The 26,079-nt window shown below is 71.7% G+C and carries 20 protein-coding genes; 7 read left to right on the forward strand and 13 right to left on the reverse strand.

Annotation, left to right across the window (positions count from 1 at the left end; genetic code table 11):
• Nucleotide 1 precedes the first annotated feature (1 nt).
• A complete protein-coding gene (locus tag MQE23_RS14865; protein WP_037672855.1) occupies nucleotides 2–823 on the reverse strand; it encodes a rhomboid-like protein in 822 nt (273 codons plus the stop codon).
• 171 nt (nucleotides 824–994) lie between these two features.
• Between MQE23_RS14865 and MQE23_RS14870 the strand changes: the two genes are divergently transcribed.
• The 4 genes from MQE23_RS14870 (at nucleotide 995) to MQE23_RS14885 (ending at nucleotide 7,755) form a co-directional block, all read left to right on the forward strand.
• Entirely contained in the window at nucleotides 995–1,672 is a 678-nt protein-coding gene (locus tag MQE23_RS14870; RefSeq protein ID WP_243379362.1) for a spermidine synthase, read from the forward strand.
• Between the two features lie 124 nt (nucleotides 1,673–1,796).
• Nucleotides 1,797–2,537 (forward strand): response regulator transcription factor, encoded by a 741-nt coding sequence (locus MQE23_RS14875; protein ID WP_010040369.1) that lies wholly within the window; start codon nucleotides 1,797–1,799, stop codon nucleotides 2,535–2,537.
• A complete protein-coding gene (locus MQE23_RS14880; RefSeq protein WP_037672852.1) occupies nucleotides 2,534–3,646 on the forward strand; it encodes a HAMP domain-containing sensor histidine kinase in 1,113 nt (370 codons plus the stop codon). Before MQE23_RS14875 ends, MQE23_RS14880 begins: the two co-directional genes overlap by 4 nt.
• Nucleotides 3,647–3,927: 281 nt before the next feature.
• The gene (locus tag MQE23_RS14885) at nucleotides 3,928–7,755 is read left to right on the forward strand and encodes a multifunctional oxoglutarate decarboxylase/oxoglutarate dehydrogenase thiamine pyrophosphate-binding subunit/dihydrolipoyllysine-residue succinyltransferase subunit (protein ID WP_243379363.1); all 3,828 of its coding nucleotides are present in this window, start codon (nucleotides 3,928–3,930) and stop codon (nucleotides 7,753–7,755) included.
• A gap of 78 nt (nucleotides 7,756–7,833) precedes the next feature.
• Here the strand turns inward: MQE23_RS14885 and fxsT are convergent, their stop codons facing one another.
• From fxsT to MQE23_RS14920, 7 genes are all read right to left on the reverse strand, one after another.
• A complete protein-coding gene (fxsT, locus tag MQE23_RS14890; RefSeq protein ID WP_243379364.1) occupies nucleotides 7,834–10,791 on the reverse strand; it encodes an FxSxx-COOH system tetratricopeptide repeat protein in 2,958 nt (985 codons plus the stop codon).
• A gap of 94 nt (nucleotides 10,792–10,885) precedes the next feature.
• Nucleotides 10,886–12,112: an FxsB family cyclophane-forming radical SAM/SPASM peptide maturase gene (locus MQE23_RS14895; protein ID WP_243379365.1), complete on the reverse strand. Its 1,227-nt coding sequence runs from the start codon at nucleotides 12,110–12,112 to the stop codon at nucleotides 10,886–10,888.
• On the reverse strand, nucleotides 12,109–12,258 hold the full coding sequence (locus MQE23_RS14900) for a hypothetical protein (RefSeq protein ID WP_020277089.1): 150 nt from the start codon (nucleotides 12,256–12,258) through the stop codon (nucleotides 12,109–12,111). The genes MQE23_RS14895 and MQE23_RS14900 overlap by 4 nt, the downstream gene beginning before the upstream one ends.
• Nucleotides 12,255–15,578: an SAV_2336 N-terminal domain-related protein gene (locus MQE23_RS14905; protein ID WP_020277090.1), complete on the reverse strand. Its 3,324-nt coding sequence runs from the start codon at nucleotides 15,576–15,578 to the stop codon at nucleotides 12,255–12,257. The genes MQE23_RS14900 and MQE23_RS14905 overlap by 4 nt, the downstream gene beginning before the upstream one ends.
• A gap of 3 nt (nucleotides 15,579–15,581) precedes the next feature.
• Nucleotides 15,582–16,580: a MoxR family ATPase gene (locus tag MQE23_RS14910; protein ID WP_243379366.1), complete on the reverse strand. Its 999-nt coding sequence runs from the start codon at nucleotides 16,578–16,580 to the stop codon at nucleotides 15,582–15,584.
• 157 nt (nucleotides 16,581–16,737) lie between these two features.
• Nucleotides 16,738–18,696: a trypsin-like peptidase domain-containing protein gene (locus MQE23_RS14915; protein ID WP_020277092.1), complete on the reverse strand. Its 1,959-nt coding sequence runs from the start codon at nucleotides 18,694–18,696 to the stop codon at nucleotides 16,738–16,740.
• Entirely contained in the window at nucleotides 18,693–19,037 is a 345-nt protein-coding gene (locus tag MQE23_RS14920; protein ID WP_037673754.1) for a CU044_2847 family protein, read from the reverse strand. Before MQE23_RS14920 ends, MQE23_RS14915 begins: the two co-directional genes overlap by 4 nt.
• A 187-nt stretch (nucleotides 19,038–19,224) precedes the next feature.
• Here MQE23_RS14920 and MQE23_RS14925 point away from each other — a divergent pair, with 187 nt between their 5' ends.
• Entirely contained in the window at nucleotides 19,225–19,404 is a 180-nt protein-coding gene (locus MQE23_RS14925; protein WP_023586593.1) for a DUF6104 family protein, read from the forward strand.
• Between the two features lie 16 nt (nucleotides 19,405–19,420).
• Here MQE23_RS14925 and MQE23_RS14930 read toward each other — a convergent pair whose 3' ends face one another.
• Nucleotides 19,421–20,251, reverse strand: coding sequence for a hypothetical protein (locus MQE23_RS14930; RefSeq protein ID WP_243379367.1), 831 nt, complete (start codon nucleotides 20,249–20,251; stop codon nucleotides 19,421–19,423).
• 146 nt (nucleotides 20,252–20,397) lie between these two features.
• Here MQE23_RS14930 and MQE23_RS14935 point away from each other — a divergent pair, with 146 nt between their 5' ends.
• Nucleotides 20,398–21,357, forward strand: a complete 960-nt coding sequence (locus MQE23_RS14935; RefSeq protein WP_243379368.1) for a DUF4097 family beta strand repeat-containing protein — start codon at nucleotides 20,398–20,400, stop codon at nucleotides 21,355–21,357.
• 1 nt (nucleotide 21,358) lies between these two features.
• Nucleotides 21,359–22,414, forward strand: coding sequence for a PadR family transcriptional regulator (locus MQE23_RS14940; protein WP_243379369.1), 1,056 nt, complete (start codon nucleotides 21,359–21,361; stop codon nucleotides 22,412–22,414).
• Nucleotides 22,415–22,430: 16 nt separating this feature from the next.
• Here the strand turns inward: MQE23_RS14940 and MQE23_RS14945 are convergent, their stop codons facing one another.
• The 4 genes from MQE23_RS14945 to MQE23_RS14960 form a co-directional block, all read right to left on the reverse strand.
• A complete protein-coding gene (locus MQE23_RS14945) occupies nucleotides 22,431–23,000 on the reverse strand; it encodes a Clp protease N-terminal domain-containing protein (RefSeq protein ID WP_020277098.1) in 570 nt (189 codons plus the stop codon).
• Entirely contained in the window at nucleotides 23,000–23,209 is a 210-nt protein-coding gene (locus tag MQE23_RS14950) for an HTH domain-containing protein (RefSeq protein WP_003992902.1), read from the reverse strand. Before MQE23_RS14950 ends, MQE23_RS14945 begins: the two co-directional genes overlap by 1 nt.
• Before the next feature lie 104 nt (nucleotides 23,210–23,313).
• Entirely contained in the window at nucleotides 23,314–24,279 is a 966-nt protein-coding gene (locus MQE23_RS14955) for a zinc-binding dehydrogenase (RefSeq protein WP_020277100.1), read from the reverse strand.
• Between the two features lie 407 nt (nucleotides 24,280–24,686).
• Nucleotides 24,687–25,919 (reverse strand): NADP-dependent malic enzyme, encoded by a 1,233-nt coding sequence (locus MQE23_RS14960; protein WP_020277101.1) that lies wholly within the window; start codon nucleotides 25,917–25,919, stop codon nucleotides 24,687–24,689.
• Nucleotides 25,920–26,079: the final 160 nt, after the last annotated feature.

Below are 26,079 nucleotides of genomic sequence, written 5' to 3' on the forward strand. Positions count from 1 at the left end.
CTCAGCCCCGGGCCGGTCCGCTCGGGCCGGCCCGCCTCCCCCGCCACCGCCGGAGCACCGGCCAGGTCGCGACACCGATGGCCAGGGCGATCACATGCCCCCAGTTCGTCATCGGGTCGGTGAGGGCGAGCAGGTCCTGGAGCAGCATCCCGCCGAAGCCGGCCAGCAGCGGCACGCGCAGCCAGAGCGGCAGCAGCCCGGCCAGGGCGCCGGTGCCGGCGGCGACACCGAAGCTGACGCCGTAGTCGAGGCGGTGCAGCGAACTCTCGGGAAGCCGCCCGGCCAGCACCGCGAGCCCGACCGGGACCTCGGTCGCCAGGGTGGCGAGGACGTGCCCGAGCAGGAAGACACCGGCCGTGCGCAGGCCGCCGATCCGCCGTTCCAGCGCGGTCAGCACGAGCACGAACCCGATCGCGAACGGCGAGGCCACCCCGCCCGCGAGCCACAGCGCGCTGGCGACCAGCACCAGCTCCGGCGTCCGCACCAGGTGCGCCACGTCCGTACTGGAGCCCTGGAGCAGGGCGTGCACCAGGGCGGGGTCCGCGTACGCGGAGAACAGCGAGGTCAGACAGAGGACGATCCCGTACCCGAACGTGAACGGCGTACCCGTGGGAGTGGGGAGCAGCCGCCAGACCCGCGGTGCCCGAAGCCGAGGCTTCTCCGCCGCGGTGGGCTCTCGCACGTCCGGGCCCACGGTCCCGCACGGCACCGGGGCGCCGGCCCGCTGCCGCGGCACCCCGTCCAGCAGCGCCGACACGTCGGGAACGGGCGCGCCCGTCGGCGTCGGCGTGGCCGTCTCGTCGGCCGGCGCGGTGCGATCCACGGCGGGCGCTCCTTCCGTCATGCCCCACACTTCGCGTACCTCCGCCCCCTGTCTGTGACGGGCGCCACGCGAGAGCCGATTCACAGCAACCTGACAGCAGCGCGCCGCGTCCCCTGCCGGCCTCTCCGTATTGCTTGGCGCCGGGCACCCCTCACCTGCCAGGATGCTCGGATGCCCACCTCGAACGACATCCCCCTCGTGCTGGACCGTCGCGAGGGCCCGCACGGCGAGGTCGCGCTGCGACGGCACGGCGACCGGCTGGAGATCATCGCGAACGGCTGCTTCCTGATGGACACCTCCGACGGCCGCTCGGAGCGGCGGCTGGTCGACGCGGCCCTGGACGCCGTGGCCGGCCGGGACCGCCCGGACGTGCTGATCGGCGGACTCGGCGTCGGCTTCTCCCTCGCCCACGCGGCGGCGAACCCGCGCTGGGGAGGGATCACGGTCGTGGAACGCGAGCACGCGATTGTCGAGTGGCACCTCGACGGCCCGCTCTCCGCGTTCTCCGCCGAGGCCCTCGCCGACCCCCGCACGGAAATCGTCGAAGCCGATCTCGTGGCCTACGTCAATGAGACATCCGCCACGTACGACGCCCTGTGCCTCGACATCGACAACGGACCCGGCTGGACCGTCACGGAGGGCAACGAAATTCTCTACGGGGAGGCCGGACTGGCAAGCTGCGTACGGGTGTTGAGGCCCGGCGGGGTGCTCGCCGTCTGGTCCGCCCAGCCCTCTCCGGAATTCGAAGAAACCCTGCGGAATGTCGGGTTCCAACAGGTGCGTACCGAAGAGATCCCGGTTGCCCGGGGCGTTCCGGACGTCGTACACCTCGGCATCAGCCCTGGATAGCAAAGGTGTGCTGACTCCCCGTACGCTGCTCCTCTGACGCCGATCATTCAAGCGTCAATCGCAACCATGCGCAGACCGAGGAATCACCCCACTGATTCCGGAAAGCACACCCCAGGGGCGGGCGATGGAGCAGACACACACCTCCCACAACGGTTCGGCGACGGCTACACCGGGCGCACAGCGCCGGGTTCTCGTCGTCGAGGACGACGCCACGATCGTGGATGCCATCGCGACCCGCCTGCGAGCCGAGGGATTCCTCGTGCAAACAGCGGGTGACGGTCCGGCCGCCGTCGACACGGCCGAGGCCTGGCAGCCCGACCTGCTGATCCTCGACATCATGCTGCCCGGCTTCGACGGTCTGGAGGTCTGCCGGCGCGTGCAGGCCGCCCGGCCGGTGCCGGTGCTGATGCTCACCGCGCGCGACGACGAGACCGACATGCTGGTCGGGCTCGGCGTCGGCGCCGACGACTACATGACGAAGCCGTTCTCGATGCGGGAGCTGGCGGCGCGCGTGCACGTGCTGCTGCGCCGCGTGGAGCGGGCCGCGCTGGCCGCCGCGACGCCGCGCAGCGGCATCCTGCGCCTCGGCGAGCTGGAGATCGACCACGCGCAGCGCCGGGTCCGGGTCCGGAGTGAGGATGTTCACCTCACGCCGACCGAGTTCGACCTGCTGGTGTGCCTGGCGAACACGCCGCGCGCGGTGCTCTCCCGCGAGCAGCTGCTGGCCGAGGTCTGGGACTGGGCGGACGCCTCCGGCACCCGGACCGTCGACAGCCACATCAAGGCGCTGCGCCGGAAGATCGGCGCCGAGCGGATCCGTACGGTGCACGGCGTGGGCTACGCCCTGGAGACCCCGACGCCATGAGCGGCGGGCCGGCCGCACGGAGAAACCCCGGGGAGCCGGAACCCTGGGGCGGGGTGAGCCCGTTCTCGATCAAGACCAAGCTGGGCGCGCTGGTCGTCATCTCGGTGCTGATCACCACGGGCCTGTCGGTGATCGCGGTGCACACGAAGACGGAGCTGCGCTTCATCACGGTCTTCTCGATGATCGCCACACTGCTCATTACGCAGTTCGTGGCCCATTCGCTCACCGCGCCGCTGGACGAGATGACGGCCGTGGCCCGTTCCATCTCGCAGGGCGACTACACCCGCCGGACGCGGGAGAACCGCCGTGACGAGCTGGGCGACCTCGCCGTGACGATCAACGCCATGGCCGACGAGCTGGAGGCGCAGGACAGCCAGCGCAAGGAACTCGTGGCGAACGTCTCGCACGAGCTGCGCACACCCATCGCCGGCCTGCGCGCGGTGCTGGAGAACATCGTCGACGGCGTCACGCAGGCCGACCCGGAGACGATGCGCACGGCGCTGAAGCAGACCGAGCGGCTCGGCCGGCTGGTGGAGACGCTGCTGGACCTGTCCCGCCTGGACAACGGCGTCGTACCGCTGAAACAGCGGCGGTTCGAGGTGTGGCCGTACCTGTCCGGCGTGCTGAAGGAGGCCAACATGGTCGCCTCCGTGCGCGCGGGCATCGCCACCGGCTCGGGCAGTCACACCCGTACGGACGTCCATCTGCACCTCGACGTCCACCCGCCGGAGTTGACCGCGCACGCCGACCCGGAGCGCATCCACCAGGTCGTGGCCAACCTCATCGACAACGCGGTCAAGCACAGCCCGCCGCACGGCCGCGTGACGGTCAAGGCGCGGCGCGGGGCGCTGCCGGAGTCGCTGGAGCTGGAAGTTCTGGACGAGGGCCCCGGTATTCCGAAGTCCGAGTGGCACCGCGTCTTCGAGCGGTTCAACCGCGGCAACGTCAAGCGGCCGCAGGGGCCGGGGAGCGACGGCGGTACGGGACTCGGCCTGGCCATCGCGCGCTGGGCGGTGGATCTGCACGGCGGGCGGATCGGAGTGGCCGAATCCGAGCGGGGTTGCCGGATTCTTGTCACTCTTCCGGGCCTTCCATCTCTGCCAAGTTGACGTAAAGTTCGAAGCGGAGCCACAAGATCCACGGGCGTCCGCACTGACGGACACGTGTGATCAGGCACAGGCCCGCGCCGTCGGCGCACGAGGCCCTGCCGCGCCCTTCCCTCTTTAAGCGGAACCACGCTTGTTTCCCGCCATTTCAAGCCCCGAAACACACTTCAAGATGTGACTTGCGCGACGTTGAACGGGCCCGACCTGACCTACCCGGTCCAGGGGGCGTAGCCTTGATTCCCGCTGTCCATCATCTTGTGAAGCGGAAGAGGGCGGTTGCCGCCGTGTCGCCACAGTCCCCCAGTAACTCGAGCATCTCGACCGACACCGACCAAGCGGGGAAGAACCCTGCTGCGTCGTTCGGTGCCAACGAGTGGCTCGTCGACGAGATCTATCAGCAGTACCTCCAGGACCCGAATTCGGTAGACCGAGCCTGGTGGGACTTCTTCGCCGACTACAAGCCGGGGGCGGCTGCCGCCTCGGCTCCGGCGGGTACCGCGGCCGCGGGGGCCGCGGGGACCACCACCGCTCAGCCGGCGGCCCAGGCCGCCCCCGCCCAGGCCGCGGCCCCCGCCCCGGCGGCCCCGAAGCCCGCGGCCGCCGCGCCGGCTCCCGCCCAGGCGAAGCCCGCCGCGCAGGCCCCGGCTCAGGCTCCCGCCCAGGCCCCGGCTCCGGCGAAGGCCGCTCCGGCCGCCAAGCCGGCCGCCGCGAAGCCGAAGGCCGAGCCCGCCGCCGAGGCCCCCTCGGGCCCCGAGCAGGTCGTGCTGCGCGGTCCCGCCGCCGCGGTCGCGAAGAACATGGACGCCTCCCTGGAGCTGCCCACGGCCACGTCCGTGCGCGCGGTCCCGGTGAAGCTGCTGTTCGACAACCGCATCGTGATCAACAACCACCTCAAGCGGGCGCGTGGCGGGAAGATCTCCTTCACGCACCTCATCGGCTACGCGATGGTCCAGGCCATCAAGGCGATGCCGGCGATGAACTACTCGTTCGCGAAGGTGGACGGCAAGCCGACCCTGGTCAAGCCGGACCACGTCAACCTCGGCCTCGCCATCGACCTGGTCAAGCCGAACGGCGACCGCCAGCTGGTCGTCGCGGCGATCAAGAAGGCCGAGACGCTGAACTTCTTCGAGTTCTGGCAGGCCTACGAGGACATCGTCCGCCGCGCCCGCGACGGCAAGCTGACGATGGACGACTTCTCCGGGGTCACGGTCTCCCTGACCAACCCCGGCGGCCTCGGCACGGTCCACTCGGTGCCGCGTCTGATGCCCGGCCAGTCCGTGATCATGGGCGTCGGCTCCATGGACTACCCGGCGGAGTTCCAGGGCACCTCCCAGGACACCCTGAACAAGCTCGGCATCTCGAAGGTCATGACGCTCACGTCGACCTACGACCACCGGGTGATCCAGGGCGCCGCCTCCGGCGAGTTCCTCCGTCAGGTCGCGAACCTCCTGCTCGGCGAGAACAACTTCTACGACGAGATCTTCGAGGCGCTGCGCATCCCCTACGAGCCGGTCCGCTGGCTCAAGGACATCGACGCCAGCCACGACGACGACGTCACGAAGGCCGCCCGCGTCTTCGAGCTGATCCACTCCTACCGGGTCCGCGGCCACGTCATGGCCGACACCGACCCGCTGGAGTACCAGCAGCGCAAGCACCCCGACCTGGACATCACCGAGCACGGGCTCACTCTGTGGGACCTGGAGCGCGAGTTCGCCGTCGGCGGCTTCGCCGGCAAGTCGATGATGAAGCTGCGCGACATCCTGGGCGTGCTGCGCGACTCGTACTGCCGCACCACCGGCATCGAGTTCATGCACATCCAGGACCCGAAGCAGCGCAAGTGGATCCAGGACCGGGTGGAGCGCCCGCACTCCAAGCCGGAGCGCGAGGAGCAGCTGCGCATCCTGCGCCGCCTGAACGCCGCCGAGGCCTTCGAGACGTTCCTCCAGACGAAGTACGTCGGCCAGAAGCGCTTCTCCCTCGAGGGCGGCGAGTCCGTCATCCCGCTGCTGGACGCGGTCCTCGACAGCGCTGCGGAGTCCCGCCTGGACGAGGTCGTCGTCGGCATGGCCCACCGCGGCCGTCTGAACGTCCTGGCCAACATCGTCGGCAAGTCGTACGCCCAGATCTTCCGCGAGTTCGAGGGCAACCTCGACCCGAAGTCGATGCACGGCTCCGGCGACGTGAAGTACCACCTGGGTGCCGAGGGCACCTTCACGGGCCTCGACGGCGAGCAGATCAAGGTCTCCCTGGTCGCGAACCCGTCGCACCTCGAAGCCGTCGACCCGGTCCTGGAGGGCGTCTCCCGCGCCAAGCAGGACATCATCGGCAAGGGCGGCACGGACTTCACGGTCCTGCCGGTGGCGATCCACGGCGACGCGGCCTTCGCGGGCCAGGGCGTGGTGGCCGAGACCCTGAACATGTCGCAGCTGCGCGGCTACCGCACCGGCGGCACGGTCCACATCGTCATCAACAACCAGGTCGGCTTCACCGCGGCCCCCGAGTCCTCGCGCTCGTCGATGTACGCGACGGACGTGGCCCGCATGATCGAGGCCCCGATCTTCCACGTGAACGGCGACGACCCGGAGGCCGTGGTCCGCGTGGCCCGGCTGGCCTTCGAGTTCCGCCAGGCGTTCAACAAGGACGTGGTGATCGACCTCATCTGCTACCGCCGCCGCGGTCACAACGAGTCGGACAACCCGGCCTTCACCCAGCCGCTGATGTACGACCTGATCGACAAGAAGCGCTCGGTGCGCAAGCTCTACACCGAGTCCCTCATCGGTCGCGGCGACATCACCCTGGAAGAGGCCGAGCAGGCGCTCCAGGACTACCAGGGCCAGCTGGAGAAGGTCTTCACGGAGGTCCGCGAGGCCACCTCGCAGCCGACGATCGTGGAGACCTCCGACCCGCAGGCCGAGTTCCCGGTCGCCGTGAACACCGCGGTGACCACGGAGGTCGTCAAGCGGATCGCCGAGTCCCAGGTCAACATCCCCGACCACATCACCGTCCACCCGCGTCTGCTGCCGCAGCTCCAGCGCCGGGCGTCGATGGTCGAGGACGGCACGATCGACTGGGGCATGGGCGAGACCCTCGCCGTCGGCTCCCTCCTCCTGGAGGGCGTCCCGGTCCGTCTGGCCGGCCAGGACTCGCAGCGCGGTACGTTCGGCCAGCGCCACGCGGTCATCATCGACCGCAGCACGGGCGACGAGTACACGCCGCTTCAGTACCTCTCCGAGGACCAGGCGCGGCTCAACGTCTACAACTCGCTCCTCTCCGAGTACGCGGCGATGGGCTTCGAGTACGGCTACTCGCTGGCCCGCCCCGAGGCGCTCGTGATGTGGGAGGCGCAGTTCGGCGACTTCGTCAACGGCGCGCAGACGGTCGTGGACGAGTTCATCTCGTCGGCCGAGCAGAAGTGGGCCCAGACGTCCGGCGTCGTCCTGCTCCTGCCGCACGGCTACGAGGGCCAGGGCCCGGACCACTCCTCGGCCCGCCCGGAGCGCTTCCTCCAGATGTGCGCCCAGAACAACATGACGGTCGCCATGCCGACGTCGCCGTCGAACTACTTCCACCTCCTGCGGTGGCAGGTGCACAACCCGCACCACAAGCCGCTGGTGGTCTTCACCCCGAAGTCGATGCTGCGCCTGAAGGCGGCGGCCTCGAAGGCGGAGGAGTTCACGACCGGTCAGTTCCAGCCGGTCATCGGCGACCCGACGGTGGACGCGGCCGCGGTCAAGAAGGTCGTCTTCTGCGCCGGCAAGGTCTACTACGACCTGGAGGCCGAGCGTCAGAAGCGCGGTGTCACGGACACGGCGATCATCCGCATCGAGCGCCTGTACCCGCTGCCGGGTACCGAGCTCCAGGCGGAGATCAAGAAGTACCCGAACGCCGAGAAGTACCTGTGGGCCCAGGAGGAGCCGGCGAACCAGGGTGCCTGGCCGTTCATCGCGCTCAACCTGATCGACCACCTGGACCTGGCGGTCGGCGCGGACGTCCCGCACGGCGAGCGCCTGCGCCGCATCTCGCGCCCGCACAGCTCGTCCCCGGCGGTCGGTTCCGCGAAGCGGCACCAGGCCGAGCAGGAGCAGCTGGTGCGTGAGGTGTTCGACGCGTGAGCCACTGACACCGGCTCGTAGCAGGGCCCGGCCCCGGGAACATGCGTCCCGGGGCCGGGCCTTTCGCCGTCCGGAGTGTCAGATCGGCTGCGGTTCGAAATCCCAGTAGGGCCGGTGACGTTCCAGGATGTACTGCGTGTGCGGGTGATCCGGGCCGAGCAGGACGGTGAGCCGGGCGGCGACGTCGTTGTGCAGTTTCTCCGCCTCGGCGCGGTGGCCCAGTTCGGCCAGGTCGAGAGCGAGACCGGCGCGCAGGCTGATCGTGAGGATGTGATCGTCGCCCAGCGCCCGCGCGGAGCGTTCGGCGGCGTCCCGGCCAAGAGCCGCCGCGGCGTCCGTCTCCCCGGTGGCGGCGAGGGCGGCCACCCCGTTCTTGGCGCAGCCGATGGCCCATGGATGGTCCCGTCCGACGGCCTGCTCCATCTCCCGGACCGTGGTGAGGGACAGCTCCAGAGCGGCGCGCCGGTCCCCCATGTCCCGCATGACGGTGGCCACGTTGTCCCGGGCTCCGACGCAGTAGGGGTGCTGTTCGCCCAGCAGCTCCGCGTACTGCTCGGCGGTTCGCTCGGCGAGTTCCCTGGCCTCGGCTGCACGCTCCATGTGCCGCAGCAGCATCGCGTAGTCGCAGGAGACCATGAGCGTTTCGGGGTGCGAAGCGCCGCGTCGGCGCAGCAGCTTCTCCCGGACGCCCCGCATCATGGCGTACGCGAACTGGAGGTCACCGTCCCGGCGGGCGCACAGCGCGAGGTTGTGCTCGGCCTGCAGGGTCTGGCTGTGGTTGCGGTCGAGGACCTGGCTGTGGACGCGGGAGTTGTGGCCCTGGATCGCCATCGCCTCCCGGTAACGGCCGAGCAGCCGCAGCATCCAGGCGCTGCGCAGCGCCGAGTTGAGCGTGGCGACGTCCTTGCCGCCGAGGAGCTGGACCCGGGCCTCGAAGACGCTGCGGTGCAGGGCGAGCGCCTCGGTGTAGTGGCCCTGTAAGCCGATGGCGACGGCGAGGTTGCTCCGGATGCTGAGGGTGCGCGGTACGTTCTCTCCGCCGAGCTCCCGCGCGGCGCTCTCGGCGGCCTCCTCGAACAGGGTCCGGGCCTCCGTGTAGCGGCCGAGCGCCATCAGTGTGCCGCCGAGACCGTCCTTGGCGCGGATCACTTCGATGGGGCGGACCCCGTCGGCGTCGCGCAGCCGCCGCAGGTTCTCCTGGCCGACCTGCTCCGCCTCGGTGTACCGGCCGAGTCTGCGCAGCATGTTGCCGAGCTGGTGGACGGCGACGAGGACCGACCGGTCGGTGTCGCCGAACCTGGGCCGCCAGTTGTCCACCGCGAGCCGGCTCAAGGCCCAGCCGTCGTGGTACTCGCCGCGCATCCGCAGGTACTCGATGCAGTTCAGCACGAGGTCCCGCACATCCTGGTTGGAGGCCTCCAGGGCACCCGACGGCTCCAGGTGCGGGATGATCACGGAGTACCGGGCCCAGTTGCCGGCAGAGGCCGAGTCGCGCGGGTCGGCGGAGACCAGGACCCTGCGGGCGGCGGCGGAGTAGCGCGCGGCGTCGAGAGGCGACTGCACGGACCGTACGAACCGGTGGAACAGGCGGTGCATACGGACCGTGCCCACAGTCTGAGCGTCCATGCGAGGGCCCTGCTCGTACTCGATGCGCATGGAGGTGACCTCGGAGAGCCTGCGCAGCGCGGTGTTCCAGCTGCTGGGCTCGGCGATCAGTTCGGCCAGCTCGGGCGGCAGGTCGGCGAGCCGGGCCGTCTGCAGCAGGCGTACCGGGACGACGTCGTGTGCGAAGCAGACCAGCAGGTTGAGCAGCTGCCAGGCGGGTTCGTGGCTCTCCCGCAGCGTGTTGATCAGCTTGGACCAGGCGATCTCGTACTTCGGGTGGTGGCCGGAGGCCATGACGCCGAATCGGTCCGGCTTGCCGTCCCGGATGTCGCGTATGTAGTCGTTGACGGGGACGCCCGGGTTGAGCTGGAGCCAAGCGGCCGTCTGGTCGAGCAGCAGGGGCATGTCCTCCACCGCCTGGGCGAGCCGCTCCGCCTCATGGTCGGTGAGCCGCGCGGCGCGCCGCCGGGCGAACGCGACACTCTCCCGGCGTGCGAAGGCCGGCACGTCGATGACCTCGGCGTGGGCCGACCACTCACCTCGGTGGGTGGTGACGAGGACGTGTCCGCGTCCGTCGGGGACGAGCCCGCCGAGTCGCTCGGGCTCCTCGGCCCCGTCCAGGACGAGCAGCCAGGGGCGGGCGGTGCCGTCGAGCTCACGCTGTACCGCCTTGATGGTGGCCGACAGGTCGCCGGTGCCCGGGACACCCATGGCCGGGGCGAGCTCGGCGAACTGCTGGCGGGCGGTGACGCGCTGGGCGGCGCTGATCCACCAGACGATGTCGTACTCCCCCGCGAACCGGTGGACGTACTCCATCGCGAGCTGCGTCTTGCCGTTCCCGCTGGGCCCCCGCAACGCCACGGCGGCGCCGTCCCGCCCCGTCGCTGAGAACGCTCCGTACACCTGCTCCAGCAGTTCCGAGCGACCGACGAAGCGGTGGTTGCGCCGCGGTACGCCGCCCCACACCGCCGGCGGGTCGTCCGGGAAACGCGGGCCGCGACTGAGGTCCGGGGCGACGGGGCCCGCGATGCCCGCGAGGTCCAGGACGCGGTCGCGGGCCGCCTCGGGAGTGAGGCCGCGCAGTTCGACGGGGGCGAGGGCGATGACGGCGGAGGGCATCGGCTGGGCGGTGACGCTGACGGCGGCGACCCGGTCCCCGTGCTCCGTCAGCAGTTGCCTGAGCACGCCGGCCCAGGCGTCGAAACGGTCGCGGTCCAGCTGTTCGTGCCAGTCGTCGATGACGAGCAGGATCCGGCCCGGGGCATGCAGCAGGTCGTTCAGCGCCTCGACGGTGGCCGGTCGCCGCAGCGGATTCCAGCGCACCAGCGTCGTGGCCTGCCCGGCAGCCCGGATCTGGTGGTCGATCCACTTGGCCCAGGATTCGCTCTGCCCGGCGAAGATCACTGTGACGTGTCCGAGCTCCGCCGCCATCTCGCTGTCCCCTCAACTGAACCTGGTCACGACTGTGCACAGGTTATTCAATTGTGCGTCAAAAGGGCTCGATCAGCGCAAAGTTGACGACTGATCAGTTATCCGGAGTCGTGCCCCGTGCGGTCCGTGCGAGTCGTCGGGCGATGTGCCGGACAAGCCTCTCCAGGTCAGCGCAGTAGACGCTGGGGTGGCGGAAGCCTGTGCCGGGCGCGTACCGGTGCACGTAGTTGCCGCCTCCGCACACCCTCCCGACCGGGCAACCCCGGCACTCCGCGGCCAGGGCCCGTTCGCCCAGCTGGCGGGCGGCGACTCCGGGGTGACGCAGGGCCTCGTCGAAGGAGTTCCGGAAGACGTCCAGCCCGGTCTCCGCCGCACCCGCGTAGGCCGACTTCAGGGAGTCGACCTGCTCGATCGCGCCGTCCGTCTCGACCACGACGGCGGCCATCGGCGACAGTCCCACGGCCTCGGCCCTGCTGGGCGCGCCGAGCAGCAGGGCGGCGATCTCCTGGAAGAGCCGGACGCGGGTGCGCAGTCGCCGCTCGTCCCACCAGGCGTCGAAGACGGTGGCCAGCCAGTCACCGTAGGGGGCGGGGTGCGGGCGGTGGCGCCCGGGGCACTGTGGGAGGACCCCGGGGGGCGGGTGGCCCCAGTTGGCGTGCGGCAGGAGGAAGTCCACCGCGGGCGGGTTCAGCTCCAGCAGCGACCGGTAGACGTCCAGCGGGTCGGCGTCCAGGTCGATGGTGCACAGGATGCCCGCATAGCAGGCCGGGCGCGCGGCGAGCGCCCGGGCGGCCGCCCGGGCCGCGGGCCAGGCGGGGCGCCCGGCGCGGTCGACGCGGCGGGCGTTGTGGGCGGCGCGGCCGCCGTCGAGGCTGAGGCCGACCCGGATGCCGGCGTCGGCGAGCACGTCGAGTGCTGGGGCCGTGAGCCGGGTGCCGTTGGTCTGCAGGGTGGCGGTGACCCGGCATCCGGCGGGCACTGCCTCGCGGACGGCCCGGGTGTAGACCAGGGCGGGGCCCGGGCCGGTGAGGAGGGGCTCGCCGCCGTGCAGCTCGACACGGATCCCGTCGAGACCGTGCGCGCGGACGTGCTCGGCGATGCGGGCGGCGGTGTGCCGCATGGTGTCCTCGGGCGCGCGCGGCGGGCGGTCGCGCCAGCCGGAGTCCTGGCCCCGGTAGAGGTAGCAGTAGGTGCAGTCGAGGTTGCAGCGGCTGTGGACCTTCAGCACGAACTGCCGGAAGGGTGTGGGCCGGTGGGTGGAGGTGTCGAGCAGGACATGCGGCCACGGCGGGTGCGCCGACGGCGGGTGGTGCGCCGTCATGGGGCGTCCTCGTACTGGGCGACGACGGACTCCCCTTCCCGGGCCCGGAGCTCGGCGAGGACGGCCGCGAAAACCGGGTGGTCGGTGTGGTCCGGCCGGGGGATGTCGGGCAAGGGTATGTGGGCGTCGTCGACGGGCGCGGTCACTCGTCGGCCGTTTCGGATTCCATGCGGGCAATGCGGGAGCGGAGGTGTTCACGGCGGGCGGAGTCCTGCGTGAGGGGCAGAGCGCGACGGTAGTCGGCCAGGGCCGGGCCCGTCCGTCCGAGCCGCTCGTGGACCTGTCCCCGGGACTGCAGGGCGACGGAGCGGGTCTCGTCGTCACCCGCCTCCCGGGCGTGGTCGGCGGCTTGGGAGAAGCAGTCGGCCGCCTGGTGCAGCCGTGCGAGCACGCCCGTGCGGCTGTGCAGGAACTCCTGGGCGGTCCCGCGGTTGAGCCAGCACTGCCCGAGGAAACCGGGGTCGTCGGATCCCCGGGCCGCCTCGCCGAACAGCCACTCCGCCTCGTACAGGTCGGACAGCACCTCGTGAAGTCCGAAGCGCAGGAAGTGGGCGGTGCCCAGGTGCTGCCTGCGCAGGGGCAGGCGGGGATCGTCCGGGAAGGACGCGTCGACCGCCCGGCGCAGCAGGTCGATGGCCCGGGTGATGTCACCGGGCAGGTCCACGGTGCTCGCCCGTTCGAGCAGGGCCCGCCCGAAGTCGGACAGCACGTCGGGCCGCCGCGGGTCGTCCTCGTCCAGCAGTGGTTCGGCCTCCGACCAGGCGTCGATGGCCCGGTCCAGTTGCAGCTGGTCGCCGGAGCGGTCATAGCGGACGCGGTAGATGTGCGCGGCCCGCTCATGGCAGGCGAACCGCAGGGCCTTGTCGTCACCGGCGGCTTCCAGGGCCGCTTCCACCGCGTACATGAGCGAGCGGCGTTCCCGGCCGTCGTCGCGCGGCGGCTGGTGGATCTCGATGGCGCTCGCCATGTCCAGCCAGATCGTGCAGCGCTCGGTGTCCGGGAGGGCGGTCTCGTCACGCACCGCCGCAAGGAAGTCGTCGGTGGCGCGCAGGGCGGCCTCGGCCGCGCGTCGCTCGTCCGGCGCGGCGGCGGAGGTACGGCCGTGCCCCGCGTACTGGCGTGCCAGGTCGAGCCACAGCCGGCCCCTGGCCGCATACGCCTGTTCGTCCTGGGAGGACTCCAGGGCCACGTCGGCGGCCTCGACGGCCCGGTGCAGATGGGTGACGTACCACTCCTCGGGGCCGGATGCCGGGTAAGGGCCGTCCGGTCCGGCCGCGTCCGCTCCCGAGTCGGCGACGACCCGGCGGAGGTACGTCAGTGCGAGCGCGGTGCCGTGCCGGTGCTCGGCCGTCGTGTCCGGGGCGTGCAGTGCGGAGGTGAGGTCCCGGTCGGCCAGGTACAGCAGCACGGCACGGGCGAAGTCCTCCGCCCGATGGTCGCCGAGCGCGGCCCCGGCGGCCCACTGCCTGAGGCCGTCGGGGATGCCGTCGAACCCGATGTCCTGCTTGACCAGCTCCATCGCCTGGGCGAGGCAGATACGCCCCCGTACCACCCGTCCCCAGGCGCTGAGGTCCTCGAAGTCGCCGATCGCCTGCCAGGCCTCCCGGAGGTCCTCCCCGACGCCTCGCACCTGCCAACGGGACCACAGCGCGTCGGCCAGCCTCACCGCGGCCACGGCCCGCTCCGGCTCCGCCCCGGCGGCCTCCAGCGCCTGCCGCAGATACCCGACTGCTGCGTCGAGTTCCCTGGTCGAGCCCTCCTGCCGGAACCGCACGAGGGCCTCCCGGCCCCGTGCCAGCAGGTCCCGCACACTCAGCTCCGCGCGCACCGGCACGGCCGGCATCCGCTTGCCGAGGTCCCGCAGCACCTCCGCCGACACCTCGGCGAAGGCCCGCAGCCCGACGGGTTCGCTCTGGTCCGGGGCGACCGCCGTCGTCAGGTCCTCACCAGGGGTGACCGAGCCGCGCAGGAACGCCCCGGCCAGGGCGGGGAAGTTGCGCACGTCGCGCCCGAACCTGCGCTCCACGTAATCGGAGCAGTGCTTGAGCAGCAGGTCGGCGTCGTCCACCGCGAGCCGCGACCGTAGCTCCGAGGCGACTCCGGGCAGGAACTCGTAGCGCACTGCCCACGGGTCGTCCGGGTCCTCCCGGCGTTTGAGCAGGCCACTGAGCAGCACCTCGGCGAGCACGTCAGGGCCGCTTCCCGAGAGCATGGCGTGCTGGACGAGCTGCATGACCGGCAGGTAGAGGGGCACCGCGGACAGGTACACGGCGAGTCGGCGAGCCTCCGAGGAAGCCGGGCGCCAGAACGCACGGACACGGTCCGGGCCGGTCAGCTCCTCAGAGGCCCTGACCGCCGCCCCGGACGCCGGGTGATCGGGGCGCACCCACCCCGCCGCCGTCGCCAGCGACTGCTCGGTGGCGCCGGACACCAGACGTGCCCAGCCCTCCACCGGCTCCCGGCGCGGAGCGAGCACGGGCACGGGCAGCGCGGCATGCTCCGCCCGTCCCTTGTCGGGCCGGAACTCCAGTGCGCCCGCGGGCCCTTCCCGCCGGTGGAGCAGCCCCCGCCGGGCGGGCAGGTGGGTACGCAGCCACAACCGCTGCGGGAGTGGCTGCACGACGGCCACGGGCGCCGCAGCGGCCCATCGGTGCAGCAGTCGTTGCATACGGCCGGAGCGCCACATGGGCCCGGCGCAGTCGCTGAGGACCAGGGTCACGCAGCGCCCGGTCGGATCGCTCAGCTGCTCCGGGGCGTGCAGCGGACCGGAAGGTTCCGGGACGGTGGCCCAACCGGGCAGTCCGCCTTCGGTCTCGTGCAGGTACCGCACGCGCACCTCGCGGAAGGCACCGGCGCGTACGCAGACCTGGCGCAGTTCGTCGAGCGCCTGCTGCCACACCACGGTCGAGGTGGAGACGTCCATCAGGAGCATGAGGCGGGCCTCGCGTCGCCGGTCGGTGCGCAGGACCGGCAGGAGGAACCGGGACTCGGCGGCCCGGTGGGCGGTGGCGTGTTCGTCCAGGACGCGCGGTACGGGGCGGACAGGCGCCCGGTACCTCTGCAGCGGCCGTAAGCCCCGTTGCAGGGCGAGGGGTTCGGGCAGGGCGGGTGCGGCCGGGACGCGGACGGGCTCCATGGGAGCCGCGCCGTCGGCGGCGCCTGCCCCGGGGGCGAACAGCCGGGCCCCGTCGGGCGGCTGCGGTTCGCCGTCCGTGACCGGTGGGCGAGGGGGCGGCAAGGGCGAGCCGGTGTCGCCGTCGGCCGAGGGGAGGTCCCTGCGGGCTCCGTCCGCGGCGGACGGGAGGGCGGCCGTCTCCGCCGGGGCCGGGAGCCAGCGGGCCAGCCACAGCGCGTCCGCGAGTTCCTCCACACCGGGCCCGATACCCGCGTCCCGCATGCGCGCGACCAGCGCCGTGAGCGTGGAGGTCACGTCGCCGGGCGGGGTGTGGGGGGCCTGGTCGGTCATCGGCTATCGCGGCCCCCGGTCCAGCGGTTGCATCAGCAGGTCCGAGATCTCCTCGCGCCGGTGGACCTCGCCCCGGGCCGCGTGCTGAGCGAGGAAGATCGCGTTGAGCAGCTGGTCGGTGGGGCGCAGTGCACCGTCCGCCTCGGCCTGCGTGAAGCGGTCGACCAGGTCTCGGTTGTCGTCGTACGAACCCTGTCCGAAGTGCGCCTGGACCAGGGCGGCCAGGCGTTCGTCGCGCGGAGCCTTGAGGTCGAGCGTGATGCAGCGGCGCAGCAGCGGTGCGGGGAACTCGCGCTCGCCGTTGCTGGTCATGAGGACGAACGGGAAGGCCCGGCAGCGGACCTGCCCGCCCGTCACCGCGACACGACGGCCGTCGTCGGTGAGGACGTGGACGACAGGGGTGTGGTCGGCGATCCGCTCCAGCTCGGGGAGGGCGAACCTGCCCTCCTCCAGGACGTTCAGCAGGTCGTTGGGCAGATCGATGTCGCTCTTGTCCAGCTCGTCGATGAGCAGCACGCGAGGCCGGTCGGCGGCGAGCAGCGCGGTGCCGAGCGGGCCGAGCTTGATGTACCGGCCGATGTCCCGGGACGCGTCGTCGCCGGGCAGCTGGGAGTCCTGGAGACGGCCGATGGCGTCGTAGGTGTAGAGCCCGTCGCGCAGTTCGCTGCGGCTGACGATCGGCCATTCCAGGACCCGGCCGAGCTCGAGTTCGTAGGCGATGGCGTGTGCGAGGGTCGACTTGCCCACGCCCGGTTCACCGGTGACCAGGAGCGGTCGCCGCAGGTAAAGGGCGGCGTTGACGAGTTCGAGGGTGCCGGAGTCCTGGATGGGCAGCGGGGCGGCGTCCTCGCCCAGCCTGCGGCGGGTGGAGGAGTCGGGCCCCGGCACCTCGTACGGCACGACCGGGGCGTCGAACCTCCGCCACGCCGGCGGGTCGGGCAGCCGGTCGATGCCGGCCGGATCCGGTTGCCCGGTGCCGCGGTAGACGAACCACTCGCTCATGATGTGCTCCTCGTCGACGGTCGGTGGTCGTCCACGCCCTGGCCGACGGGGGCGTTGTGCACCCACAACGGGCCCCTGAAAATGTACCCACAACGGGCCCGCCCCACAGGCGTTTCCGGACGCTCGGCCCACGCGTCCCGTCCGTGCCACGCGTCGCTCACAGCGGCGCGTCCAGGGGTTCCGCGTCCTCGGGAGGCAACGGGCGGCGCGGATCGTCGTACATCAGTGCCAGGGGTTCGGCCCAGGGGCGCTCGACCCGGTGCTCGCTGATCTCCTGGCGCACGTGTCGCAGGCGGTCGGGGAGTTCGGCGAGGGATCCGACGGTGCCGAGCAGTTCCTCCGCCTTGGCGTACAGCGTGTCGCACGTCTCGGGACAGGCGCGCGAGGTGTGTCCGTCGATGTGCCAGAGCGCGACGCCGTGGCCGTTCTCCAGGGCGAGCCGCATGGCGGTGCGCCCGGGGTCGCGTCCCGCCGGGCGGCACATGACGGGGATGCGGTGCGCCTCGGCGTTGCGGTAGCCGCGAGAGCCGGGCACGGCTTCCTCCACGAGCGTGCGCCAGCTGCTGAAACGCCGCAGGCCGGTCATGCTCTGCCAGCGGTCGGCCCAGAGCTTGTCCGGATCTCCCCGGCGCTCGAGGGCGCGCAGGACCACGCGGCGGCGCGCCCCGAGGTGCCCCGTGTCGTTCAGTTCCGCTATGTCGTCGAACCGCCAGCGGTGCACGGCCATGTCGAAGTACTCGGAGGGCAGGGCCACTTCGAGCGGCACGGGCCGGTCCGCGTGGTCCTTGGCCCGCAGCAGCCTGCCCAGGGGCTCCCGCAGGGCCTGGACCAGGTCCTCGGGCCGGAACCCGTGGACGGAGCCGTCGGCCTCGTACAGCAGGGGCTCGCCCTCGCCGTCGTCGAACCAGACCTGCCAGAAGAACCGGGGGGACTGAGCGCCGATCACCGGGTCGAGCAGGACCGCCACGGTGGGGCCCTCGCCCGGGCCGGGGTAAGGGATCACCGTCCGCTCCGCCTTGTCGTCGGGGGCCGGAAGCAGCGCGTCCGGCAGGCCGACCTCCCGGACGAAATCGTGCATGGCCCTGCGGGGCTCCTTGCGCAGCCGCTTTTCGATCCACCGGGTGAGCGCGGCGCAGTCGCCGCCCCTGGTGCGGGTGTACTTCTCGACGCACATCAGGAAGCGCAGGAAGGTGAGCGCCTCGAGCGGCCGGCCTCCTTCGTAGAGCAGTCCGGCACCGTCGCGCCAGGTCAGCAACTCGAGCGTGGTGTCCGGCCACAGGTTGTTGCTTCGCGCCTTCTTCGCCAGCAGTTCGACGGTGGGCGCGTCGGGCGGCGGGGGCAGTTCGGCGAGCAGCCGGAGGGCCTCGCGGCGATCGGCCGGTGTCCAGCACTCGCCGCTGTCGGCCGCCGGGGCGTCCTGCAGGTCGACCCAGTTGTCCCCGGTCGGGGACGTCGGCTCGTCGCCGTGCCAGCGGTCGTGGGCGGCCATGACCGCTCGGTACGTCGCCCCGAAACGGCGCAGCGCCGAGATCGCCACCGCCTTGCCGCCGTCCTGCTGCCTCCGGCGCGATTTGATCAGGCCGACGACGGCTCCGCTGACCGGATCGACCAGCGGACCGCCGGACATTCCGCTGGGGAAGTCGATGTCGGGCTTGATGATCAGCCCGTAGGCGTCCTCATGGCCGTTGATCTCGGCGTCCACGATCCGGAAGTGGGTCGCGGGCGGTCCCGGATAGTACCCGCACGCCTTGAGCGCGCCACAGTGACGCACGGCCCGCTCGGGGATCCACACGCACTCGTGCGGGTGCTGTGCGGGATCCCCCGCCAGCCGCACCAGTGCCAGGTCCTCCTCCGGCGGGACGGTGGGCCGACGCGGTTCGGTGAGCAACCACTGCTCCAGGTGGGCCCGGGCGTCGATGCCCTGGCCGCGTACGCGGAAGGTGACCGAGGTGTCCGCCGCGAGGTGTGGACGCAGCACGTGGGCGGCGGTCAGCACCCATCCCGGCGCGACGAAGAAGCCGCTCCCCCACAGAGGTCTGTCGTCGTCTCCGACGGCCAGCAGGTGAACGGTGGCCGCCCGGGCGAGCTCGTACAGGCGGTCGCTGCGTTCGGTCATGCCGGGCGGGGCTCCTCCGCGGGTCCGCGGTCGAGTTGCCAGGTGAGCGTCACCTGCAGGGATGCCTTGGTCTCACCCCTGGCGAGCACGGCGAACGCCACGCCCTCCTTGGCCGTCAGCTCCACGCCGAAGGTGATCGCGGCCTCACTGGGGCGGGCCGCCTTGGCGGCGTCGAGGACGGAGGCGCCGACACCTTTGATCAGATCCTGGAGCTGTTCCACCTTCGCGAGGGCGGCCTCGGTGAAACCGACGTCCTCCTGGTCGTCGTACGCCTCGCCCTCACCGATCCGCGCGGTGATCACCGTGCCGTCCGGCAGCTGGACATCCTGGATGTGGCTCATCTCGTCCCCCGTCGAGTCCCCCGCCGACCGATCGAGCCCGGCCGGCGCCCACGTGCACCAGACGAGGGTCATACCCACGTTGGCCGCCCGTGACCCCACCCGTTCCCGGCCAGGGTCTCGCGGGACCGCACGGCCTACCCTGGAGGGGTTGGCCAAGGGCTTGCCCCTTCCGGATCAGGAGCACGAGTTGTATTTCACCGACCGCGGCATCGAGGAGCTGGAAAAGCGGCGCGGCGAGGAGGAGGTCACCTTCGAGTGGCTCGCCGAGCAGCTTCGGACGTTCGTCGATCTCAATCCCGACTTCGAAGTGCCGGTGGAGCGGCTGGCCACGTGGCTGGCGCGGCTGGACGACGAGGACGAGGAGTAGGACGTTCCCGCGACGGTCAGTCGCGGGGGTGGGTGAGGCCGTAGGCCAGGCTCAGCAAGCCGTGGGCGAGGAACAGGGCCCCCGCCGCGATCAAGCCGCCGTCCCGCCGCCGTACGCCCCGGGCCGTGAGCGGTACGCCCGCCGCCACCTGGGCGAGGGCCAGGGCGCGGGCCCTGGGGCCGCCGGTCCAGGGCATCCAGGGGCCCAGGCGGCTGTGGTCGACGGTGTCGCGTTCCGCGACCGCATCGCGCCAGCCGGGCCATTCGACCGGGAGGCTGTCGGGCTGGAGCGCGGCGGCTTCCCGCAGGCGGTCGGCGGGCTCGCCGGGGGCGAGTTGCCGGGGCAGTGAGACGCCCACGCGCGCGAGGACCGCGAGCAGGCCGCGCAGGCGGGTGCGGGCGTCGGCGGCGGAGTCGGGCTTCGTCAGCCGGTCGAGGGCCTGGAGGTCCAGGACGGGGTCGAGGCCCACGCGCGCGGCGAAGGTGCGCATCGCCTCCTCCTCCCCCGCCGGGAGGCCGCTCGCGAGCCAGACGAATCCGACCGGGCGGCGGAAGCCGGACGCGAGCGTGAAGCCCGCGTGGTCGGCGTCCCACCACAGGGCGAGAACGGGCCAGGGCGCGCCGACGGCCAGGGCCGTGGCCCAGCCGGTGACCACGCGGTCGACGGGCTCGCCGGCGTCCCGCCAGGGCCCGCCCTCGGGGACGAGAACACTCCATTCGTCGCCCGCCCGGGTGAGCTGCATACGCTCCCGCAGCAGGTGGGCGACGGGGGCGACGGCCCCGGGCACCGCGCGGCACAGCAGCAGCGCCCCAGGGGCGGGACCGGTGCGGTCGGCTTCCGTCGGCATGGTCACACGCTAGGGCGAATCACTGCCCTTCGTGCACTTTTGTACGTCTCGACGTCCCCAGAACGAGTGTCTTGACTTTCCATCACCACGATATATCGTGATTGACGGAAGACGCGATATGGCGCGTCACGTCGGGAGGTCTACCCATGTCCGAGTGGTCTGTCACGGAGCCGAGGAAACTCTCTTTCGACGAGCCCGTGAGCGAGCTTCACGTACGCCTCGTCAACGGAACGGTGAACGTGGTGAGCACGGACGAAGGTTCCGCCCGCCTGGAAGTCTCCGAGATCGAGGGACCACCCCTGGCCGTGACCCAGCAGGGCGGCACCCTGACGGTGGCCTACGAGGACCTGCCCTGGAAGGGCTTCCTCAAGTGGCTGGACCGCAAGGGCTGGCGCCGCAGCGCGGTGGTGTCCCTGGCCGTCCCGGCCTCCACCCGGGTGGAGGTGGGGGTCGTCGGCGCGGCAGCCGTGATCTCCGGGATCGAGGGACCGACGGCGGTGAAGGGCGTCACGGGCGACACGACCCTCGTGGGCCTCTCCGGCCCGGTCCGCGCCGACACGGTCTCCGGCAATGTGGAGGCCCAGGACGTGACCGGCGACCTCCGGTTCAACTCCGTCTCGGGCGACCTCACCGTGGTCGAGGGCTCCGGCTCCTCCGTGCGGGCCGATTCGGTCAGCGGCTCCATGATCGTCGACCTCGACCCGGAGGGCCCCACGGACGTGCGGCTGACCAGCGTCTCGGGCGAGATCGCGATCCGGCTGCCGTACCCGGCGGATGCGGAGGTCGAGGCCAACACGGCGAGCGGCGCCATCTCCAACGCCTTCGACGGGCTGCGGGTGCACGGCCAGTGGGGCGCCCACAAGATCACGGGCCGTCTGGGCGCGGGCACGGGCAAGCTGCGAGCGACGACGGTCTCCGGCTCGATCGCCCTGCTGCGCCGCCCCTCCAGGGAGGACGAGCCCGACGAACCGTGGGACACCCGGCCCGGCACCGGCAGCTCGCCGGCCGACCCGCAGGCCGGCTCGGGAGACAATTCCGTCTCCGACCGGGGCGCCGCCGACGCCGGCGTCCCGGCCGACGGCACGACCGACAAGAAGGTGCTCTGACATGCCCCCCGTCTTCGCCCACGGCCGCCTCCGCCTCTACCTGCTGAAGCTGCTGGACGAGGCCCCCCGACACGGCTACGAGGTGATCCGCCTCCTCGAGGAGCGTTTCCAGGGGCTGTACGCACCGTCGGCGGGCACGGTCTACCCGCGCCTTGCCAAGCTGGAGGCCGAGGGCCTGGTCACCCACACCACCGAGGGCGGCCGCAAGGTGTACTCGATCACGGACGCGGGCCGCGCCGAACTGGCCGACCGCAGCGGCGAGCTGGCCGACCTGGAGCTGGAGATCCGGGAGTCCGTCGCGGAACTGGCGGCGGAGATCCGCGCCGACGTGCGCGGGGCCGCCGGCGACCTGCGCCGCGAGATGCGCGCCGCGGCGACCGAGGCCCGCCGCGAGACCGGCACCAGGCCCCGCGGCACGGAGGACGCCCCCTTCGGGGACTTCGGGCAGTACGGCGACAAGGAGGCCTGGCGCGTCGCCAAGGAGGAGATGCGGCGCGCCAGGCAGGAGTGGAAGGAACAGGCGCGCCGCGCCAAGGACGAGAGCCGCCGCGCCCGCGAGGACGCCCAGCGCGCCCGCCGCCAGGCGAAGGAGGCCCAGGAACAGGCCCGCGCCCAGGCCCAGGAGGAGGTGCAGCGCATCGCCCGCCGGGTCCAGGAGCAGGTCCAGGACCACTTCGCCCGCGGCGACTGGCCCACGGGACTGCGCGAGGGCCTGAGCGAACTGGCCAAGGAGGTCGGCGAGTTCGGCAAGGACTACGGCAAGGACTTCGGCTTCGACTGGACCGGCACCGGCAAGCCGGCCTCGCAGCCGACGCCGTCACAGCCCCCCGAGGACTTCCCGGCCTCCTACGAACCCGCCTGGGCCCACGAGGACGCCACGGACTCCACCGGCGACCCCGCCCGCGACCTGGACCGCCTGCTCGACCGCTTCCGGGACGACATCCGCGACGCGGCCCGCGACCACGGCGTCACCCCCGGCCAACTGCGCGACGCCCGCCGCCATCTGTCGACGGCGGCGGCCCACATAGGAGCCCTGCTGCGCACCCCGAAGAAGTAGCGGTCGGATTCCCGCCTCACCCGGCCTTGGCCTCGCCGCCGCCCCCGTACAGCACCCGCACCAGGGACTCGTACGTGACCCCGTGGTCGGCGAGGACCTCGGCCGGCACGCCGGGACGCATGGTCAGGGCGAGCAGGATGTGCTCGTCCCCGATGTGCCGGTCCCGCTGGGCGAGGGCGACCCGCAAGGAGCGCTCCAGAACGTCCTTGGCCCCGCGCCCGAAGGAGGCCCGCCCCGACCACCACCCCTTGTCCTTCCGGTCACCTGCCATGGCACCGGCCCCGTGCACCTCCTCCACCCGGGCGACGATCTCCTCCACATCGATCCCGAGCCCGGCGAGCGCGTCGGTCTCGGCCTGCGACAGCCCGGCCCGCCGCCGCGCCGCCCCCAGCGCCTGCCGCACGGACTCCCTCCGCTCCGCGAGCCCGAGAGCGGCGAGCGCGAAGGAGCCGCGACTGCCCTCCCGATCGAGCAGCGCGAGCAACAGATGCTCCGGCTCCACGACCTGCCCGCCACCCCCGCCCTCCACATACGCGAACGCGCCCTTGACCACGCTCCGGGCGTCCTTGGTGAACCGCTCGAACATCAATGCCTCCCGTACTTCTTGTGCACGGCCTGCCTGCTCACACCGAGTTCGGTGGCGATCTCCTGCCACGACCAGCCTTGGTTGCGCGCATTGCGCACCTGCACGGCTTCCAGCTGCTCCAGCAGCCTGCGCAGGGCGGCGACGGCCCGCAGGCCGACCCGTGGATCACGGTCGCCCGCACGCTCGGCCAGATCGGTTGCTTCGGTCATGACGTCAACCTACGTTGACATCCCCCTCCCGTCAACCTCGATTGACAAACCAAACGGCCGGCCCGAACCCGGACCGGCCGTCAACGCCTACAACTCAGCAGGCACTACGGATTGGTGAGCACAACCTTCCCGAACTGCTCACCGGACGCCAGCCGTTCGAAGCCCTCCCGCGCACGGTCCATGGGCAGCACCTCGTCGATGACGGGCCGCACTCCGGTGGCGGCACAGAACGCGAGCAGATCCTCCAGTTCGTCCTTGGTGCCCATCGTGGACCCGACGACCTTGAGCTCCAGGAAGAAGATCCGGGTCAGTTCGGCGTGCGAGGGCCGGTCGCCACTGGTGGCACCGGAAATCACCAGCGTGCCGCCGGGCTTCAGCGACTTCACGGAGTGCGACCACGTGGCGGCGCCGACGGTCTCGATCACGGCGTCCACCCGCTGCGGCAGCCGCGCCCCCGACTCCAGAGCCTCCACGGCCCCCAGCTCCACGGCCCGCTTCCGCTTGGCCTCGTCCCGGCTCGTGGCGAAGACCCGGAGCCCGGCCGCCTTCCCCAGCACGATGGCGGCCGTGGCGACACCACCGCCGGCGCCCTGCACGAGCACGGAGTCACCGGGCCGGACGCCCGCGTTGGTGAACAGCATCCGGTACGCGGTCAGCCACGCCGTGGGCAGACAGGCGGCCTCCTCGAAGGAGAGCTCCTTGGGCTTGGGCAGGAGGTTCCAGGTCGGGACGGCGACCTGCTCGGCGAAAGTGCCCTGGTAGCGCTCGGTGAGGATGGAACGGGGTTCCTTCGGACCGACGCCGTGCCCGCTCTGTCCGATCACCGAGTGCAGGACGACCTCGTTGCCGTCCTCGTCGACACCGGCGGCGTCACAGCCGAGGATCATCGGCAGCTTGTCCTCTGCGAGGCCGACGCCGCGCAGGGACCAGAGGTCGTGATGGTTGAGGGAGGCGGCCTTGACCGTGACGGTGCTCCAGCCGGGGCGGGCCTCGGGAGCCGGACGCTCTCCCAACTCCAGGCCGGTCAGTGGCTGGTCGCGGTCGATTCGAGCGGCGTAGACAGCGAACATGACCTTGACGATAGGTTCCGGACCGACCGCACGGAACCACCGACCCCTGTGAGACACACCCTCTTGCCAGGCGCTCGGCACCAATGCTGAGGCGCGGCCAGGGCAACCACGACGCACCCGCACCCGCCGACGGCGAGAAGGGGACGTTTCGGGGGGTGTCCGCCCGCAGCGGTTGGCGCGTCAACGGACGGTCAGTCGGTACGCAACCCCATCGCGCCGTTCCGAGGACGGACACCCCCGGCGCGACCCCGACCCACCACCGGCGAGCAGGCGCAAGCGCGCACCCCCACCACACCCGCGCAGGCCGCCGCAGGCACCCCGCACCACCCGGACAGCCGCACCCAAAGAAGTGACCCCGCCCAATCCCGGACGGGGCCACTCACATCACCGCGCAACGCGCTACCGCGTCACCGCCGAGCCACACCCTCGGCCCGGGCAGCCGCCGCCACCGCAGCCGTCACCGCCGGCGCGACCCGCTCGTCGAACGGCGACGGGATGACGTAGTCGGCCGCGAGGTCGTCCCCGACCACACCCGCCAGCGCCTCCGCGGCGGCCAGCTTCATCCCCTCCGTGATCCGCGACGCCCGCACCTGCAAGGCACCCGCGAAGATCCCCGGAAACGCCAGCACGTTGTTGATCTGGTTCGGGAAGTCCGACCGCCCGGTAGCCACCACGGACGCGTACTTGTGCGCGACCTCGGGGTGCACCTCGGGATTCGGATTCGCCATGGCGAAAACGAACGCCCCCTCGGCCATCGACGCCACCGCGTCCTCCGCCACCGTCCCACCGGACACCCCGATGAACACGTCGGCCCCGGCCAGCGCCGCCTCCAGCGACCCGCTGATGCCCGCCTTGTTCGTGAACCCGGCCAGCTCCCGCTTCACCGGCGTAAGATCGTCCCGGTCCGCCGACACGACACCCTTGCGGTCGGCCACCGCGACATCCCCGATCCCGGCCTCGACCAGCATCTTCGCGATCGCGACACCCGCCGCACCGGCGCCGGAGATGACGGCCCGCAGCTCCCCCAGCGCCCGCTTGCTCAGCCGCGCAGCGTTCCGCAGGGCCGCCAGCGTCACCACCGCCGTACCGTGCTGGTCGTCGTGGAAGACGGGAATGTCCAGGCGCTCCTGGAGCTTCCGCTCGATCTCGAAGCACCGCGGCGCCGAGATGTCCTCCAGATTGACTCCGCCGAACGACGGCGCGAGCCGCACCACCGTCTCGACGATCTCGTCGACGTCCGTGCAGTTCAGCGCGATCGGAACTGCGTCCACGCCGCCGAACTGCTTGAACAGAATCGCCTTGCCCTCCATCACCGGGAGGGAGGCCTCGGGCCCGATGTCACCGAGCCCCAGCACGGCCGTACCGTCCGTCACGACGGCCACGACCGACGACTTCCACGTGTAGTCGTGCACGAGCTCCGGCTGCTCCGCGATCGCGCTGCACACCTTCGCGACGCCGGGCGTGTACGCCAGGGACAGGTCGTCCTTGTCGCGGACCGGCACCGTGGCCTGCACGGCCATCTTGCCGCCGCGGTGGAGCGCGAACGCCGGATCGAAGGAGTCGAGGGGCTCCGCACCGCCCTCGCTGCCCGTATGGTCCGTCGTGCTTTCGCTGCGAGGATTGACGATCTCCGCTGCCACTTCGTTTTACCCCTTAAATCTTCATTGGTTTGAGGGTGGCCACTCCTGGTGAGGCGTGGGCGGGACCGCGTACGGCCGTGGTCGTGCTGTGTACGTGTGACGTACGGGCGCGTACGCGATGGGCGCGCCGCACACGCGCCCTGAGCCCCGGATGAGGGGT

The organism is Streptomyces sp. HP-A2021 (assembly GCF_022807935.1).
GTDB classification, from domain to species: Bacteria; Actinomycetota; Actinomycetes; order Streptomycetales; family Streptomycetaceae; genus Streptomyces; species Streptomyces afghaniensis.